10 protein-coding genes are annotated in these 16707 nt (G+C 70.2%); 1 reads left to right on the forward strand and 9 read right to left on the reverse strand.

What is annotated here, in order from left to right; all coding sequences use genetic code 11:
• Nucleotides 1-8: 8 nt before the first annotated feature.
• Both VDQ83_RS08990 and VDQ83_RS08995 read right to left on the reverse strand, forming a co-directional pair.
• Complete coding sequence (locus VDQ83_RS08990; protein WP_263397314.1) at nt 9-815, reverse strand: UDP-2,3-diacylglucosamine diphosphatase; 807 nt, start codon at nt 813-815, stop codon at nt 9-11.
• Nucleotides 812-2530 (reverse strand): lysophospholipid acyltransferase family protein, encoded by a 1719-nt coding sequence (locus tag VDQ83_RS08995; RefSeq protein WP_455434644.1) that lies wholly within the window; start codon nt 2528-2530, stop codon nt 812-814. The genes VDQ83_RS08990 and VDQ83_RS08995 overlap by 4 nt, the downstream gene beginning before the upstream one ends.
• 205 nt (nt 2531-2735) lie before the next feature.
• Here VDQ83_RS08995 and metK point away from each other — a divergent pair, with 205 nt between their 5' ends.
• Nucleotides 2736-3947 (forward strand): methionine adenosyltransferase, encoded by a 1212-nt coding sequence (gene metK, locus VDQ83_RS09000; protein WP_263397312.1) that lies wholly within the window; start codon nt 2736-2738, stop codon nt 3945-3947.
• 248 nt (nt 3948-4195) lie between these two features.
• Here the strand turns inward: metK and VDQ83_RS09005 are convergent, their stop codons facing one another.
• From VDQ83_RS09005 to ppc, 7 genes are all read right to left on the reverse strand, one after another.
• Nucleotides 4196-5440: a histidine-type phosphatase gene (locus VDQ83_RS09005; protein ID WP_455434645.1), complete on the reverse strand. Its 1245-nt coding sequence runs from the start codon at nt 5438-5440 to the stop codon at nt 4196-4198.
• Nucleotides 5441-5472: 32 nt separating this feature from the next.
• Nucleotides 5473-6576: a Ca2+-dependent phosphoinositide-specific phospholipase C gene (locus tag VDQ83_RS09010; RefSeq protein WP_455434646.1), complete on the reverse strand. Its 1104-nt coding sequence runs from the start codon at nt 6574-6576 to the stop codon at nt 5473-5475.
• 44 nt (nt 6577-6620) lie between these two features.
• Nucleotides 6621-9428: a TonB-dependent receptor gene (locus VDQ83_RS09015; protein WP_455434647.1), complete on the reverse strand. Its 2808-nt coding sequence runs from the start codon at nt 9426-9428 to the stop codon at nt 6621-6623.
• Nucleotides 9429-10231: 803 nt separating this feature from the next.
• Entirely contained in the window at nt 10232-12172 is a 1941-nt protein-coding gene (locus tag VDQ83_RS09020; protein WP_455434648.1) for an esterase/lipase family protein, read from the reverse strand.
• A complete protein-coding gene (locus tag VDQ83_RS09025) occupies nt 12172-13260 on the reverse strand; it encodes an Lnb N-terminal periplasmic domain-containing protein (protein WP_455434649.1) in 1089 nt (362 codons plus the stop codon). Before VDQ83_RS09025 ends, VDQ83_RS09020 begins: the two co-directional genes overlap by 1 nt.
• A complete protein-coding gene (locus VDQ83_RS09030; protein ID WP_455434650.1) occupies nt 13257-13823 on the reverse strand; it encodes a TetR/AcrR family transcriptional regulator in 567 nt (188 codons plus the stop codon). The genes VDQ83_RS09025 and VDQ83_RS09030 overlap by 4 nt, the downstream gene beginning before the upstream one ends.
• A 102-nt stretch (nt 13824-13925) precedes the next feature.
• The gene (gene ppc / locus VDQ83_RS09035; RefSeq protein WP_455434651.1) at nt 13926-16646 is read right to left on the reverse strand and encodes a phosphoenolpyruvate carboxylase; all 2721 of its coding nucleotides are present in this window, start codon (nt 16644-16646) and stop codon (nt 13926-13928) included.
• Nucleotides 16647-16707 lie beyond the last annotated feature (61 nt).

Here is a 16707-nt window from a genome sequence, read left to right on the forward strand (position 1 = left end):
GCGCGCGATCACGCCGCCTGCGGCAGGCGCAATACGCGTGGCGCCAAGGTCTCGAGAACCTGTCCGGTATGCGACAGCAGCTGCAGCCGTCCCTGATGGTCTTCGCTCAGCGCGGTCAGGCTCTCGACCCAGTCGCCGTCGTTGGCGTAGACCAGGCCGTCGCGCTCGAACAGGCCGGCGCGGTGCACGTGGCCGCAGACCACGCCGTCCAGGCCGCGGCGGCGTGCGTCGTCCAGGCCGGCGTCGACGAAGCGTTCGATGTAGCGCTCGGCGGCGCTGCTCTGCCGCTTCAGGTAGTCGGCCAGCGACCAGTAGCGCATGCCGAAGCGGCGGCGCACGCGGTTGGTCAGTTGGTTGCCGGTGAGGATGCGGTAGTACAGCCAGTCGCCGAACTTCTCCTGCAGGCCGCCGAACTGGGTGACCGCGTCGTAGTCGTCGCCGTGCACCACCAGCAGCCGGCGCCCATCGGCGGTCACGTGCACCGCGCGCCGGCGCACCTGCATCGCCGGCAGCGCCAGGCCGCAGAAGCGGCGGATCGGGCGGTCGTGGTTGCCGGGCACGTAGATCAGTTCGGTGCCGCCGCGCGCCAGCGCATGCAGCGCATCGATCACGCGCTGGTGCGCCGCGCCCCAGACCGCGCGGCGTTGCGCCATCCACCAGAAGTCGACGATGTCGCCGACCAGGTACAGCTGCTTGCAGTGCAGGCCGCCGAGGAAATCGGCCAGTTCGCGCGCATGGCAGTGCGGCGCGCCCAGGTGCACGTCGGACACGAACACCGCGCGGCGCGGCGGGGACAAGCTGCTCACCTTGTTCATGCCATCACCTCTGCTTCGCTGCGGGGCCGTTCCAGGTAGCGCATGCGCTTCTTGCTGCGGATGCGCTGCAGATCCAGTTCGATCAGGCCGTCGACCGCGTCGTTGAACGCCGGGTCCACGCCGAAGGCGAGGAAGCGCGCGCCGCCTGGCTCGCACAGTTCGGTGTATTGCTTGTAGAGCATCGGCACCGCCGCGCCGAGCGCGTCCAGGTTGCCCTTGAGCACCTTGAACGCGGTGTCCGCGTCCAGCGCGTCGAACGCCGGCGGCGCCTGCGAATAGTCGAACGGCCGCGCCGAGGCCGCTTCGCCCAGCGCATCGCCGTAGTAGTGCGCGTAGTAGGCCACGATCTGCTCGCGCGCCTGCCGCGGCAGCGCCGCGCTGATCGAGACCGCGCCGTACAGGTAGCGCACCTGCGGGTAGTCGCGCAGGTAGGCGCCGATGCCCTGCCACAGATAGTCGATGCTGCGGCTGCCCCAGTAATCGGGCACCACGAAGCTGCGGCCCAGCTCCATGCCCGCGGCGATGCGCGGCAGCAGCGCTTCGCCGTAGCGGAACAGCCCGGCGGTATAGAAACCGGCCAGGCCGCGCTCGGCCAGCACCGGCGCGCCGCGGGCGACGCGGTAGGCGCCGACCACGCGCGCGGCGGCGCCGTCCCACAGCACGATGTGCTCGTACCAGGTGTCGTAGTCGTCCAGGTCCAGGCGCCGGCCGGTGCCCTCGCCGACCGCACGGAAGGTCAGCTCGCGCAGGCGCCCGATCTCGCGCAGCAAGGCCGAGCCGGCGCGCAGCCGGCCGACCCGGATCTGCTTGCCGTCCACGGTCTGGCCCAGGCTGCGCAGCGTGGCCAGTTCCGCCGCCACCGCGGCCGGGTCCTCGGCCTCGACCAGCGGCTCCTCGCTCGGCGCGGGCGCGCTGGCGCCGGCACGGCCCAGCGCATACAGCTCGCGGCGCAGGCCGCGCATCAGGTCGGCGTCGGACTGATCCGGCGGCAGCGTGCGCGCATGGCCCAGGCTCAGGGCGATGCGGCGCTCGCGGCGGGCGAACATCTCCCGCGCCAGCAATGCGGTGCCGGCCGGCTTGAACAGCGCGGAGGCGCCGTAGAACAGCGCCGAGTTGCGCGCATGGATGCGCACCGGCAGCACCGGCGTGGCGGTGCGCAGCGCGAAGCGGGTGAAGCCGCGGCGCCAGCGCCCGTCGGCTACCCCGCCCCAGCCCAGCCGCGACACTTCGCCGGCCGGGAACACGATCACGCACTGCTCCTGCTCCAACGCCTGCTCGATCGCGCGCACGCTGGCCGGCGACGGCGCGCCGCCGAGGATGCGCACCGGCAGCAGCAGCTCGCGCAGGCCTTCCAGCGCCCACAGGAAATCGTTCGCGACGATCTTCACGTCGCGCCGCACCTGGCCCACGCAATCCAGCAGCGCCAGCGCATCCAGCGCGCCGGACGGATGGTTGGCGACGATCAGCAGGCGCCCACGCGCCGGAATGCACTCGGCGGGAGTCGGCGCGACCACGTAGCGCGCCTGCAGGAAATCCATCCCGGCCTGGACCAGGGCGAAGCCGCGCAGTTCATGGCTGGCGTCCAGGAACGCGTCCAGCGCGTCCAGGCCCGACCACTTCTGCAGGCCGCGCAGCAGCGGCCGCACCAGCCGCGAGCGGCGGCCGGCGAACCAGTGCGGGTAGCGATCCTGCAGACGACGTTCGAGTGCGAGCACGGCAAGCCCCCTTGCTGACTGCGCACAGCTTCGGCCCCCGCGGCGACACCGATCTTGCAATATGACTACGGCAAGGTGACGGCGGCGGCTCTGCCGGCTGACCGGTTAACCTCGCCCAACGCCGCCAGGGGCACAATGCACAGCACCGCGCGCCCGTGTATCATGCGCGTCCATCTTTTCATCCGAATACAAGGATATAGCCGCGATGTCCAGCTATCTCTTCACCTCCGAGTCGGTCTCCGAAGGCCACCCGGACAAGATCGCCGATCAGATCTCCGACGCGGTGCTCGACGCCATCCTGACCCAGGACAAGCGCGCGCGCGTGGCCTGCGAGACGCTGGTCAAGACCGGCGTGGCGATCGTCGCCGGCGAGATCACCACCAGTGCCTGGATCGACCTGGAAGCGGTGACCCGCAAGGTGATCCTGGACATCGGCTACAACAGCTCCGACGTCGGCTTCGACGGCGAGACCTGCGGCGTGCTCAACCTGATCGGCAAGCAGTCGCCGGACATCAACCAGGGCGTGGACCGCAAGAAGCCCGAGGAACAGGGCGCCGGCGACCAGGGCCTGATGTTCGGCTACGCCACCCGCGAGACCGACAGCTTCATGCCGGCGGCGATCCACCTGTCGCACCGTCTGGTCGAGCAGCAGGCCAAGATCCGCAAGAAGAAGAACTCGCCGCTGGCGTGGCTGCGCCCGGACGCCAAGAGCCAGGTCACCCTGCGCTACGAAGACGGCGTGGCGACCGCGATCGACGCGGTGGTGCTGTCCACCCAGCACGACCCGGACATCAAGCAGAAGCACCTGATCGAGGCCGTGCGCGAGGAAATCCTCAAGCCGGTGCTGCCGGCCAAGTGGCTGCACAAGGGCACCAAGTTCCACATCAACCCGACCGGCAAGTTCGTGATCGGCGGGCCGGTGGGCGACTGCGGCCTGACCGGGCGCAAGATCATCGTCGACACCTACGGCGGCTGGGCGCGCCACGGCGGCGGCGCGTTCTCCGGCAAGGATCCGTCCAAGGTCGACCGTTCCGCCGCCTACGCGGCGCGCTACGTGGCCAAGAACGTGGTCGCCGCGGGCCTGGCCGACCGTTGCGAAGTGCAGGTCTCCTACGCCATCGGCGTGGCCGAGCCGACCTCGATCTCGGTCACCACCTTCGGCACCGGCAAGATCGCCGACGACAAGATCGAGAAGCTGATCCGCAAGCATTTCGACCTGCGTCCGTTCGGCATCATCCAGATGCTCGACCTGATCCACCCGATGTACCAGCAGACCGCCTCGTACGGCCACTTCGGCCGCACCCCGAAAGCGTTCACCTACACCGACGGCACCGGCGCGCAGCACAACGCCACCGCGTTCTCGTGGGAAAAGACCGACCGCGCCGATGCGCTGCGCGCGGACGCGAAGCTGAAGTAAGCCCGGCTCGCCCGCGCTTGCACGAAAACGGGCCGCATCGCGGCCCGTTTTTTTTGGTTCGTCCCGGCGGCGATGACGCATGCGTCGCGGCCGGAAGGCACTATCGCGACTGTATGCGGATTCCCACTGTGGGAGCGACTTCAGTCGCGACGGGCTTTATCGGTAAGTCCCGTCGCGACTGAAGTCGCTCCCACAATGTCCCCTGCGCGGAACGCAGGCATAGGCCTCGGGTTGCCCCACCAACCGACTCAGCCGCGCCGCTGCAACGACTCCTGCAACACCTGCTGGAACTGCTGCAGCGTGCACAATCCGGTCTTGGCATCGCTGCAGCCGGGCACGCGCAAGGTCTGCAGCAGCGGCTGCGTGTGCAGGCTCAGCGGGGTCAGTTCGCGCAGCTGGTCCAGCGATTGCGCCTGGTAGCGCAGGCGCACGTAGCGCTGGCCGCTGCGCACGTCGCGCACCTGTTCCAGCACCAGCGCGCCGCCCGGCGGCGAATCGTCCAGGCCGAAGCCGGGCAGATGGAAGTGCAGGTCGAGCAATCCGCTGAGCGCGGCGATATGGGTGTCGCTGGCGACCAGCACCGTCAGTCGCGGCGCGTCCGCCACGCCCAGCGTGTCCAGCACCCGCTGCGCCAGCGGCGCGCCGGCGCGCGCGGCCATGTACTGCGGTCGCGCGTAGATCTCGAACAGCAGCGCATGCAGCCGCGACACCGCGCCGATGCGCGCGCGGGTGGCGCGGCCCCAGCCGACCTGGTCCAGCGGCAGACCTTCGGCGTATTGCAGAATGAACACCTCGGCGGTGCCGGAGGTCAGGTCCAGCGGACCATGCAGGGCGATGCCACGGCCGTCGGCGCCAGCGCTCAGCGACGACGGCATGCGCGCGAAATCGCAGTCCCTGGCGCTGCAGCCGAGGATCTTGCGCATCGTGCGCAGCTCCTTCGCATAGGGCGCCAGCACCGCGCCGGGACCGCCGGTCTGGCGCTGAATCGAAGCCACCGCGGCGGCGGCATCGAAGTCCACCGCGCCGGCCTCGACCGGACGGAACAGCGGATCGTCGCTGCCTTGCGCGCGATGCCCGGCCTGCAGCCCGCAACCGGGCGCTAGCGTCTCGGCCAGGACCTGCGCACTGGCGATGGTGCGCTGGTCGGTATTGGCGTAGACGCTGACCGCGCCGGCAGCGGGACAACCGCTGGCCGGCAGCACGCCGTCGCGAACCAGCCATTGCCGCGTGTAGTCGCCGCTCAGTTGCACGGCGGCGCGGCCGTGCTCGGTGAGCAGGCTCGCCGGCGTGTTCCACACCGGCCAGGGCCGATCGGCCAGCGCCGCGGCCGCGGCCTCGCCTTGCAGCGGCGCGCGCACGCCGTGGCGGAACAGCATCAGCACCTGCTCGACTTGCAGTTGCGGCGCCGTTGCCGCCTGCTGCGGTTGCCGCGCCTGTGCGCCCGTCGTCGTCGCCAGTACCGCCCACAGCATCCAGCGCATGCGCTTGCTCATCGTCGTTCCAGGAAAAGAGAAAAGGAAACCGCTCACGGTCCGCCGCCATCGCAGCGCGCGCTGACCCGGTCGCAGCGCAGGCCCGCGGCGATGCCCAACTGATAGCCCAGCCGCAGCGGGTCGGGCGCGCCGGCGTAGTAGTCGGTGCTGATCCATTGCGCGCCGGCGTCCAGCGCCGCCTGCGCGCGCCGCCGATCGCGGGCGCGCGCCTGCACGCCGTCCGCGTCGGCGCGGGTGCGCACGATGTAGCCCTGCGCGACCCGCGTGCGGATCAGCGCCGCATCGGCCTGCGGATCCTCGATCGACAGCACCGCGGCCTCCGCGGCGTCGGCCGCATACCAGCCGAACATCATGCGTCCGGCCAGCGAGGGATGACCCTGCCGGTACAGCGCCTCGTGCCGCGGATTGCCGTCGAGCACGAACAGCAGCCGCCCGCGCGCCTGCGCCAGGGTCGGCCAGCGCCTGTCCAGCACCGCCGCGCGCAGACTCGGCGCAGTGCCGCGCACGTCGTCGGGCACGATCAGCCGCGCGCGGCCGAGGACCTCGGCGATGTCGCGGTCGAGCGCGTCCAGGCCGGCCGCATCGAACGCGGCGCGGTGCGGCCACACGCCCGGCGACGGGTCGAAGTCCACCGCATTGACCAGCACCACCAGCGGCGCATGCCGCGGATGCGCCTGCGACCAGCGCGCGAAGATCGCCAGGCAGTCGCGGAACCGCAGGCAATGACTGGCGTAGTCCAGGCCCGGCTGGTGCAGCACCTTGGCGCCCGGCATGCGCATCTTCGCCAGCGTCGCCGCCGCGGCGCGGCCACGCGCATACGGCGCCGCGTACAGGCCGCCGTGCGGATCGGCGGCGACATCGAGTTCGAACTGCAGCAGACCCAGCGCCAGTTGCGCCTGCAGCGGCGGATGGCCGTAGGCCAGCGCGGGCCATTCGGATGGCGCATGCGCCTGCAGCCGGCGCTGCACCTGCGGCGTTGGATAGGGGCGGTAACTGTTGTGCGAACCGAGCAGTTGCAACTGGTCGAGCCGCAGCGATTCGAGCGGCGCCGGACGTTCCTGGGCACCGCCGTGCATGGCCGGCATCGCCAGCAGCGCGCCGATCCATGCGAGCCGCCGCACGCGCCGCGGCAGCATGCCGCGACGCGCGAGGGAAGCGGGCCCGTGCGAAGGCCGCCGGTTCAGAACGTGTACTTCACGGTCAGCAGGCTGGTGCGCCCGGCATCGACGATGTCCGAGATCGCGGTGCTGTTGCGGCCGACGTGCGCCCAGTAGCTCAGGCGGTTGGTCAGGTTGGCCACCGACAGGTCGGCGCGCAGGTGGTCGCTCACCGCATAGCCCACGTGCAGGTCGACGCGGGTGATCGGCTTCACCCACAGGTCGTCCCAGCTGGCGCCCTGCTCCAAGTAGTCGTAGACCGACACGTATTCGCCCGAGTAGTGGTAGCTCAGGTTCACCGACAGCGGCCCCTTCTCGTAGAACAGCTCGGCATTGGCCATCAGGTCCGGCGCGTTCTGGATGCGCTCGTCGCGGAAGCCGGCCATGCCCAGGTCGACGCGGGTGGACTGGCGGGTGACGTTGGCGCCGATGCCGAAGCCGTCCAGCGGCGCCGGCATGCCCTGCAGGGTCTGCCGCACCGCCGCTTCCACGCCCAGCACCTTGCCGTCGCCGCCGTTCTGCGGGCGCACGTAGCGCACGTTGCCGCTGCCGCTCGCGCCGGCATTGGCCGCGTCCGATCCGTTCTCGTAGATGTAGTCGGACAGGCGCTTGTAGTAGCCGGCCAGCATCGCGTGGCCGCCGGCGCCGTTGTCCCATTCGCCGGACAGGTCGACGTTGAGCGCTTTGATCGGCTTCAGGTCGGGGTTGCCTTCGGTGATGGTGGTGACGCCGTCGCTGGACACGTCGTAGTTGGAGCCGCCGCCGAGCTGCACGAACGCCGGACGCGTGTAGCTGGTCCAGACCGAGGCGCGGTACACGGCACGGCCGTCGCCGGGGCGGTAGTTCAGGAACACGCTGGGCAGCGGTTCGTCGTAGGTGGTGTGGTTGTTCTGGAAGTAGCCGGCCAGCTCGTTGCCGCCGCTGTCCTTGGGCATCGTCCAGAACGTGTTGCGGATGCGGGTCTGCTCGAAGCGCAGACCGGGGATGATCTCCAGGTCGCCGGTCTTGAACGTCGCCATCGCATACGCCGCGGCCACCGCCTCGGTGCCGCGCATCGTCGCGCAGTTCTGGTTGTTGATCGCCAGGCTGCCGCAGGTGTCGAAGGCCTCCGGGGTCATGTACTGGGCGATCGAAGCCTTCAACGCCGCATTGCTCAGCTTGACCGTCGGGTAGTCGTACTTGCCCGGATACACCGCATCGTATGCGCCGTTGACCAGGCCGGTGTCGGCCAGCAGGGTGCCGTCGGTGAACTTGGCGGTGGTCCAGTCGCGCGAGGTGAACTCGCGCGAGCTGTCCACGTACTTCACGCCGAACTGCAGGCTGCTCAGCGCACCGTCGTCGAAGTCGTAGCGCGCGTCGAACTTGGCGCCGCCCTTCTTCTGCCCGCTGTAGGACTTGGTCAACTGGCCATGGCGGCGCGCGTACAGGCTGCCGATGTCGTTGGCCTGGTTCTGCATCGCCGCGGTCAGCTGCGGCACCGGGAAACCTTCGCTGTCGTAGCCGATGAAGCTGTTGGCGCCGTACGGGAACTGGGTGGAGGTGTACTGGTCCACGCGCGCGGAGACTTCGATGTGGTCCGGGCGATCGTTGTCGCCATAGCCGTAGAACAGGTTCGGCGACAGCGTCCAGTTGCCGAGCTGCTTGTCGGCGCCGAACTGGAACGTGGCGATGTCGGCCACTTCCGGGTTGGTCTCGTACCAGTAGCGCAGCGCGACGCGGTCGATCTGCGGCTGGTACACGCCGCTGCTGCCGATCTGCGTGTAGCTGACGCTGGCCGGCACGAACTGCGTATAGCCGGTGTTCTGCTCGGTCTTGGCGTAGGCGTAGGTCATCCGCGCGTACAACTGCAGGCTCGGATCCACATGCCAATCGAAGGAGACGTTGCCGCCGTAGCGCTTGGTGTCGCCGCCGGAATAGCCGATGTTGGTGCCGGTGGACTGCAGTGCGTCTTCCGGGTCGACACCGGCGGCCAGCTTGCCGGCGGCGGTGGTGCGGGAGAACTCCCACGAACCGTCGTTGCGCGCGGCGGAGGCGCTGGCCACTTCGCTGTTCACGTAGTGGCGCTCGTCGTAGTAGGCGCTGGCGTAGATGCCGAACTGGCGTTCGCTGCCGAACTTGGCGTGGAATTCGCCGGCCGCGCCCTTGCCCAGGCCGCTCTCGTCGTAGTCGCGGGCGCGGCTTTCCATGCGCCCGCTGGCGGTGACGCTGCCGCCGATCGCGTCGCTGTAGTCGAAGCCGCTGGGCGTGCGGTAGTCGATGGTGCCGCCGATCGCGTCGCCGTCCATCGCCGCGGTGGAGGTCTTGTTCAACACGATGGTCTGCAGGCCCGAGGGCGGCAGCAGGCTCAGCTGCACGCTGCGGCTGTACGGCATGCCCTGGGCGACGTTGACGCCGTTGATCAGGTTGACGTTGTATTCGGCATTGAGTCCGCGCACCGAAGCGAACATGCCCTCGCCGCGCGCGGCGCCGTCGACGCCGCCGAAATACGACTGCCCGGTGTTGACCACGTTGACGCCCGGCAGCAGGCCCAGCGCCTCGGCGATGTTGTGCACGGCGGTGTACTTCAGATCGTCGGCCGACAGCACATTGGCGGTGTTGCTGGCCGCCATCTGCATGTCGGCGGCGTTGTAGCGGTTGGCCGCGACGGTCACCGCCGACAGCGTCGTGGCGTTCCTGGCCGCGGCCGGCGCGGTGTCGTCGCTGGACTGCGCCTGCGCCTGTGCCTGCGCGGCATCTTCGGCGTGGGCGGTGGCGGCGACGGCCAGGCTCAGCGCCAGGGCGATGGAACCGGCAAGCCGGTGCGGCCTGGCGCGGTGCGATGCGTGGTTCATGGGAATTCCATCAGGACGTGGGGGTGTGACCCGGCGTGCAACGGCATTGCGGCCGGGGAAGGCAAAGCAGCGCCCGTATCGCCGGATTCGAGCCGGCAACTGGGCGAATATCTGGGGGAGGTTCCGTGTCGGAGCCGGACCGTGCGACTGACGGGCCGTTAACAACTGCGGCGCATTGTGTGCGCCGATGTTTGCAGGTGCGTGACGGAGTTTATAGATGAACACACGCGCACTGCTTGGCGATGCGTGCGTGGTGGCATCGCGACCGCAGACGAGCGGAACGGTAAAACCAGCGGGGTCGCGTCGGGGCTGAAGCCCCTCCCACAGTGCACCCAGCCGACGTGCCGCACGGTCCTGTGGGAGACTCCAGTCGCGACGAGCGAAGCGGTGGATCTAGCGGCTTCGGATCCGGTCGGGGCTGAAGCCCCTCCTACAAGTGCACCCAGCCGGCTTGCCACAAGTCCCTGTGGTAGCGACTTCAGTCGCGACGAGCGAAGCGGCGGAGCTACCGGCTTCGGATACGGTCGGGGCTGAAGCCCCTCCTACAAGTGCATCCAGCCGGCTTGCCACAAGTCCCTGTGGGAGCGACTTCAGTCGCGACCAGCGAAGCGGCGGAGCTACCGGCTTCGGATTCGGTCGGGGCTGAAGCCCCTCCTACAAGTGCACCAGCCGGCTCGCCACAAGTCCCTGTGGGAGCGACTTCAGTCGCGACGAGCGAAGCGGCGGAGCTACCGGCTTCGGATCCGGTCGGGGCTGAAGCCCCTCCTACAGTGCACCCAGTCGGCCCGTCGCCGGACCGCGCCTCACTCCGCCGCGATCTCCGCGTGCAGGATGCGGCGGATCTCCAGGATCGCCTGCGGCGTCTCCTGCACGCTGTGTCCGGAGGTGACCACCAGCTCGGATTCGGCGCCCTCCAGGTGCGCGCTGCGGTACGGCACCAGCCCGTCGTCGGCGTCGGCCAACGGCACCGCCGCATTGCGCCGGGCGATGATCGAGTTGTAGCGCACGGCTGGCGAAATCGGCAGCTCGGCGGCCGCACGCACGAACGGATCGGTGTCGCGCAGGTTGTCGATGCCGTTGGGCAGGCGTTGCGGCACGCGGTCGTCGTCGCCGATATCGCGCATCACCTCGGTGAAACGCGCGAGCAAGGTCACCGGCAAGCGGATCAGCCCACCGACCAGGCGGCCGATGCGGCCCTCGGCGAACGCGGTCCCACGGTGCGGCGCGGCGATGAAGATGGCGCGGTCCACCTGCGGCAGCGGCGCGAAGCGCAACAACGGCTGCAGGCGCTCGCGTATCCGCACGCCGCGCTCGCCGCTCAAGTCGCGGCCGGCGAGCAAGTCGTTCCAGATCCGATCGCCGGAGCTGCTGACCAGCAGCCGCGCGATCACTCCGCCCATGCTGTGCCCGACCAGCACCATGTGCCGCGATGCCGGCGCCTGCCCCTGCGGATCGAAATCGTGCAGGGTCCGCTGCAGCAGGGTCTCGATCTGCGCGCGGTTCCAGGCGATCGGCATGTTGGTCGGGTAGTAGACCTGCCAGATCTGGTAGCGGCGGCGCAGTTGCTCGTCGCCCATGATCTCGTTGGCGACGTTGACCCAGGCTTCGGGACTGCTGGCCAGGCCGTGCAGCATCAGCACGATGCGCCGGTTCGGGTCGTAGGGCTGCATCAGGTACAGGTGCGGTTGCTCGATGCCGTGTTCGCGCCCGAGCATCGAGCGCAACGACTGCTCGGCGAAACCCGAACGCGCCAGCCACAGGCCGTAGGCGGCGGTGAAATTGGCCGCCAGCGGCAGCCGCTGGCCGTGCACGACGACCTCGTTGTCGCGATACGGATCGTAGGGCGCGATCACCACGCTGCGCGTTTCCAGCACCTGCGCCAGGCTGTCGCCGTCGAAGCGCAGCAGCACCGTGGTCGGCGCGTACGACAGTTCGCTGTAGCCGGCGGTGTCGGTGGCTGCTTGCCCTGGCTTCGCACCAGCCACGATCGCGGTCGGATCGCCGACCTGCGCCGGCGACACTTCCGCCACCAGCTCGGCGCCGAACCCGTCGCGGCGATAGGTGCTGCGCAGGCCATCGAAGCGCAGCGAAGCGGCAGGCACCATCGCATTCGGCCGCGCCACTCCGCCCGGCAGGCGGAAACTGTCCAACTCCGCGCGCACCTGCCAGCCGGCAGCGGCCTGCGTGTCGTCGTCGCGCAATTCGCCGCTGGGGCTGCGCGCGCGCCAACGCTCGAACATGGCGCCGACCACGTGCTGCACCGCGTAGTTGTAGTAGTCGCGCACCTGGGTCTGCCGGTCCTCGAAGGCGCGTGCACTGGCCGGGCGCTCGGTATAGAACAGGTAGGCATAGGCGTAGCGCGCCGTTTCCAGCCATGCCTGCAAGGCCGCATCGTCGAGCGCGATGGTCGCCTTGGGCGTCCGCGTCGTGGCCGCGCGCAACCACAGCTCCGACAGCGTCGCCAGGCGCCGTTCCTCGTCCAGTCCCTGCACCGTGCGCAGCTGCGCGGCGCAGGCGGGGATGTCGGCTTCGCAGGGCTTGCGCTCGATCGCCACCACGCGCAGCGTTTCCTGGCTGGCGTCGCTGAGTTCGCCGGTGCTGAGCACGTCGCCGCGCTTGGTCGCGATGTAGTCGCCGGCCGCGCGCGACTGCACGGTGACCATCGCGCAGCCGGAACCGGCGAGCAGGCCCACCGCCAGCAGCGCACGCGCCGCCAGCTGCCGCGCGGCCTGCGCGGCGCGCATCAGCGCAGCGCTCCGGGAAGCGCTTCGCCGGGAATGCCTTCGCGGATGCGCTGCGAGAAATCGGCGCCGCTGCCGGCCTGGCGCGCGCGTTCGCCGATGCGGCCGCGCGCCTGCAGCGTGGCCAGCGCATAGCCGGGCATGAAACCGTGTTGCGCGTACACGTAGGACGGCAGGTAGCCGGACAGCAGCAGCCGGTAGTCCAGCGGCAGCTGCGGATCGAGCTTGCGCACCAGTTCGAACACGATGGTGGTGCAGTTGCTGGTGGCGGTGTTGTAGAACTTCGGCCGATGCAGCAGCTGCTGCGCGTTCGCCACGTAGCCCAGGAACAGCTGGCGCAGCTGCGCGCGCGGGATGTTCAGCCGGTACAGGTAGACGTCCTCGCCGCGCACGTTGCTGCGCACCGCGAGGATGTCGCGCTCGTCGGCGGCGATCATCACCTGCTCGAAATTGCGGAAGAACCCGGCCAGCGCCGAAAACGACTCGCCGCGCTCCCGGCGGATCTCCAGCGAGAACACCACCCGGCGGCCATCGTCGAAACCGAACGAGACCAGGGTGTGGGCGATCGCCGGCCCCATCCAGTAGGACAGCGCCAGGTCCGCCGAGACCAGCCGGTCCAGGTCGTACTGGCGGGTCTCCCAGCGCGGCGTGTAGTCGCTGTCGCTGCGCCAGGCGAAGTTGCGCACGTTGTGCAGGGTGACGATGTGGCCGTCGACCTGCGGCTGCAGCGGTTGCGCCACGTCGTCGGCCCAGTCGCGGTCCTGCTCTGGCCGCAGCTGCGACCAGCCGAACACCATGCCGGCGCAGCCGATGGCGAAGATCAGCGGCAGCACGCGGTAGTCGCGGGGGTGGCGCAGACCCCACAGCGCGGCGCCGCCCATGGCCGCCCATAGCAGCGCCGAGGCGTAGCGCACCAGCGCCCCGGTATGCGGCAGGTAGGCCAGGAACAGCGCGCCGCAGACGCCGGCCAGCACGATCGCCAGCGCCGCCGCGGCGCGCGCCAGGCGTGCCGGCCAGCGCCGCGGCGCGCGGTCGCGCGCGGCTACGCCAGTGCCGCTGCCGCCCTGCCCTCGCCCGCGCCGCGTGCTCATAGCGTTGCCACCGCCGCCGGCGTGGCCAGCGCATGGCTCAGCAGCCGACAACCGCGCAGCGCCAAGGCCTTGCGTTCGGCTTCGTCGCCGCCGCGCTGGCAGGCGCCGAGCATGTCCATCAACAAAGCGAGGTCGTCTTCATCCAGACCTGGGCGGCACAGGCCGGCATCGGTGGCGCGCTGCAGGAACGGCAGCAGGATCGCCATCAGCCGCGCATGCGCCACTTCGATCTGCGGATGGTCGCGCGGCATCGAGCGCCAATAGTCGGCCAGCGGCGCGGACATCGCGATGTGCTCGGCGACATCGCGCAGCAGCAGGAACAGGCCATCGGGACGCTCGCCGATGTCGCGCGCGCAGTGTTCCAAGCCATCCAGGGCGCGCTGCAGGAGCGCGATCATCAGGTCGGTGCGATCGGCGAAATTGCGGTACAGCGTGGCCCGGCCGACGCCGGAGCGCTCGACCACCAACTCCAGCGGCGCCAGCACCCCGTGCTCGCAGAACACTTCGTCGGCCGCGTCGAGCAGCAGGCGGCGGCGGTGGGCGGCATCGGCGCGGAGGTCCATGGCGGGGATTATCGGACAATTCTGTCCGCTTGCGATAGTGCCGCCGCTGCGGCCGGGTTCGGAGCCCGTCCGGCAGCACGGCTGCCGGACGCTACGCCGCCGTCAGCCGGTGTTCTGCACGCCCTGCGAGACGCCGTTGACGCAGGCCACCAGCGCGCGCAGCAGCTCTTCGTCCTCGCCATCGGTCGCCCGCCAGCGCTGCAGCAGGTCCACCTGCAGCACGCTGATCGGGTCGATGTAGGGATTGCGCAGGCGGATCGACAACGCCAGCCGCGGGTCGTGCTGCAGCAGCGATGCTTGCCCGGTCAGCGCCTTCACCCAGCCCTTGGTCAGCGCCAGCTCGTCGCGGATGCGCGGGAAGAAGCGCTCGTGCAGCGGCCCGGCCAGGCGCGAGAACATCTCGGCGATGTTGAGGTCGCCCTTGGACAGCACCATCGCGATGTCGTCGAGGAAGGTGCGGAAGAACGGCCAGTCGGCGGCCATCTCGCGCAGCGTGTCTTCGTGGCCGGCGTCGATGGCCGCGCGCAGGCCGCTGCCGACGCCGTACCAGCCCGGGATCACCGCGCGCGCCTGGCTCCATGCGAACACCCAGGGGATCGCGCGCAGGTTGTCCAGCGCCGCGTCCTGGCCCAGCCGCCGCGATGGCCGCGAGCCCAGGGTCATCCGCTCGATCACGTCGATCGGCGTGGCCAGGCGGAAATAGCGCATGAACTCGGCGTCGCCGACGAAATCGCGGTAGGCGCGGGTGCTGTGCTCGGCGACGATGTCCATCACCGGCCGCCATGCTTCCTCGCGCGCGTCAGGGGCGCGCGGGCGCAGGCTCGACAGCAGCACCGCGCCGGTCATCTGCTCCAGCGAACGCAGCGCCAACGCACGGATACCGTACTTGCGATGGATCACCTCGCCCTGCTCGGTCACCCGCAGCCGGCCGTCGACGCTGCCGCGCGGCGCCGCTTCCAGCGCTCGCGTGGTCTTGCCGCCGCCGCGCACGATCGAACCGCCGCGGCCATGGAAGAAGGTCAGCCGGATGCCGAGCTCGGCAGCGGCGTCGAGCAGTTCCACCTGCGCACGCTGCAGACCCCAGCGCGAGGCGGCGATGCCGCCGTCCTTGCCGCTGTCCGAATAGCCGAGCATCACCATCTGCACGTCGTCGCGCGCGGCCAGGTGGCGACGGTAGACCGGATCGGCGAGCAGGTCGCGCAAGGTGTCGGTGCCGCCGCGCAGGTCGTCCACGGTCTCGAACAGCGGCACGATGTCCAGCGGTACCGCGCCGCCCGCGTCGACCAGGCCGCCGCGCCGCGCCAGGGCAAGCACGGTCAGCACGTCGGCGCGGTTGTGCGCCATGCTGATGATGTAGCTGCCCAGCGCATCGGCGCCGTGGCGCGCGCGCGCATCGGCGAGCGCGGCGAACACCGCGTCCAGGCGTGCGTTGCCGGCATCGTCGGGCGCCGCCGGCAAGGCCCGCTCGCCGCCGGCGTAGACGCCGAGCACGGCCGCGCGCTCCTGCGCCGACCGCGCATCCCAGCCGTCGTCGCCCAGCGCCGTGGCGACCGCGCGCGCATGCACGCTGGACTCCTGGCGCACGTCCAGCCGCGCCAGGTGGAAACCGAAGCTGCGCACCCGCCACAGCAGGCGCCGCACCGCGAACCAGCCGGCGTGCAGGCCCTTGTTGGCCTGCAGGCTGTCCAGGATCAGTTGCAGGTCCTGCTCCAGCTCGGTCGGCGTGGTGTAGGCGCCGCCGGGCGCGTCGTCCAGCGTCGCCTGCAGGCGCGCGCGCATCAGGTCGTTGAACAGCCGGTAGGGCATGTCGCCGTGGCGCGGGCGCGAGTGCGCCGCGGCCTCGGGCAGCAGCTGCCGATAGCGTTCCAGTTGCGCCAGCAGCGGCGCGCTGACCGCCACCAGCGTGGTCGACTGGCTGAGCAGGCTGGCCAGCTGCCACAGTTCCTTCAGGTAGCGGTCCAGCACCGCGCGGCGCTGCGCGTCGAGCGTGGCGGTGATGGTGCCGGCATCCACGTTCGGATTGCCGTCCATGTCGCCGCCGACCCAGGTGCCGAAGCGCAGCAGCCGCGGCAACGGCACCGGCACGCCGTAGGTTTCCTCGATCGCATGCTCCAGGGTTTCGTACATCACCGGGATCACCCGGTACAGCACCTGGGTCAGGTAGAAGCCGACATGCTCGCGCTCGTCTTCCACGGTCGGCCGCACCGGCGAGGAATCGGCGGTCTGCCACGAGGCGGTCAGCGCCATGCGGAAGCGCGCCGCGTCGGTGGCGCGCTCGCCGGGCGTGCGCATGCCGTCGAGGTTGTCGACCAGGCTGGCCACCATCAGTTGTTCTTTTTCCAGCAGCGCGCGGCGCACCGCCTCGGTCGGGTGCGCGGTGAACACCGGCTCCACGTCGATCCGCGGCAGCCATTCGCCCAGCTCCTGCGCGCTCACGCCCTGCGCCTTGAGCCGCTGCAGCGCATCGTGCAGGCCGTCCGGCTGCGGCGTGTCGGCGCTGTTGCGCTGGTAGTCGCGGCGGCGGCGGATGCGGTGCACGCGCTCGGCGATGTTGACCACCTGGAAGTAGGTGCTGAAGGCGCGCACCAGCGCCTCGGCATCGCGCGGCGCGCGGCCGGAAAGCTGCTCGCTCAGCGAGGACGGCGGCGCATCGCTCTCGCGGCGCGCGATCGCGGTGGTACGGATGGTCTCGATCTCGTCCAGGAACTCCGCAGACACCTGCTCGGCGAGCAGGTCGCCGACCAGCGCCCCCAATCGGCGTACGTCGTCGCGCAAGGGGATATCGGGCGTGGCAAACACGATGCTGCTGCGGTACTCGTTCATCGGAAACGCATGGCTCGGCTGTGGGGGCGCCGCAAGACTAACCCAAAAGTATTAGTCCCCC

This window comes from Xanthomonas sp. WHRI 7945 (assembly GCF_035026585.1).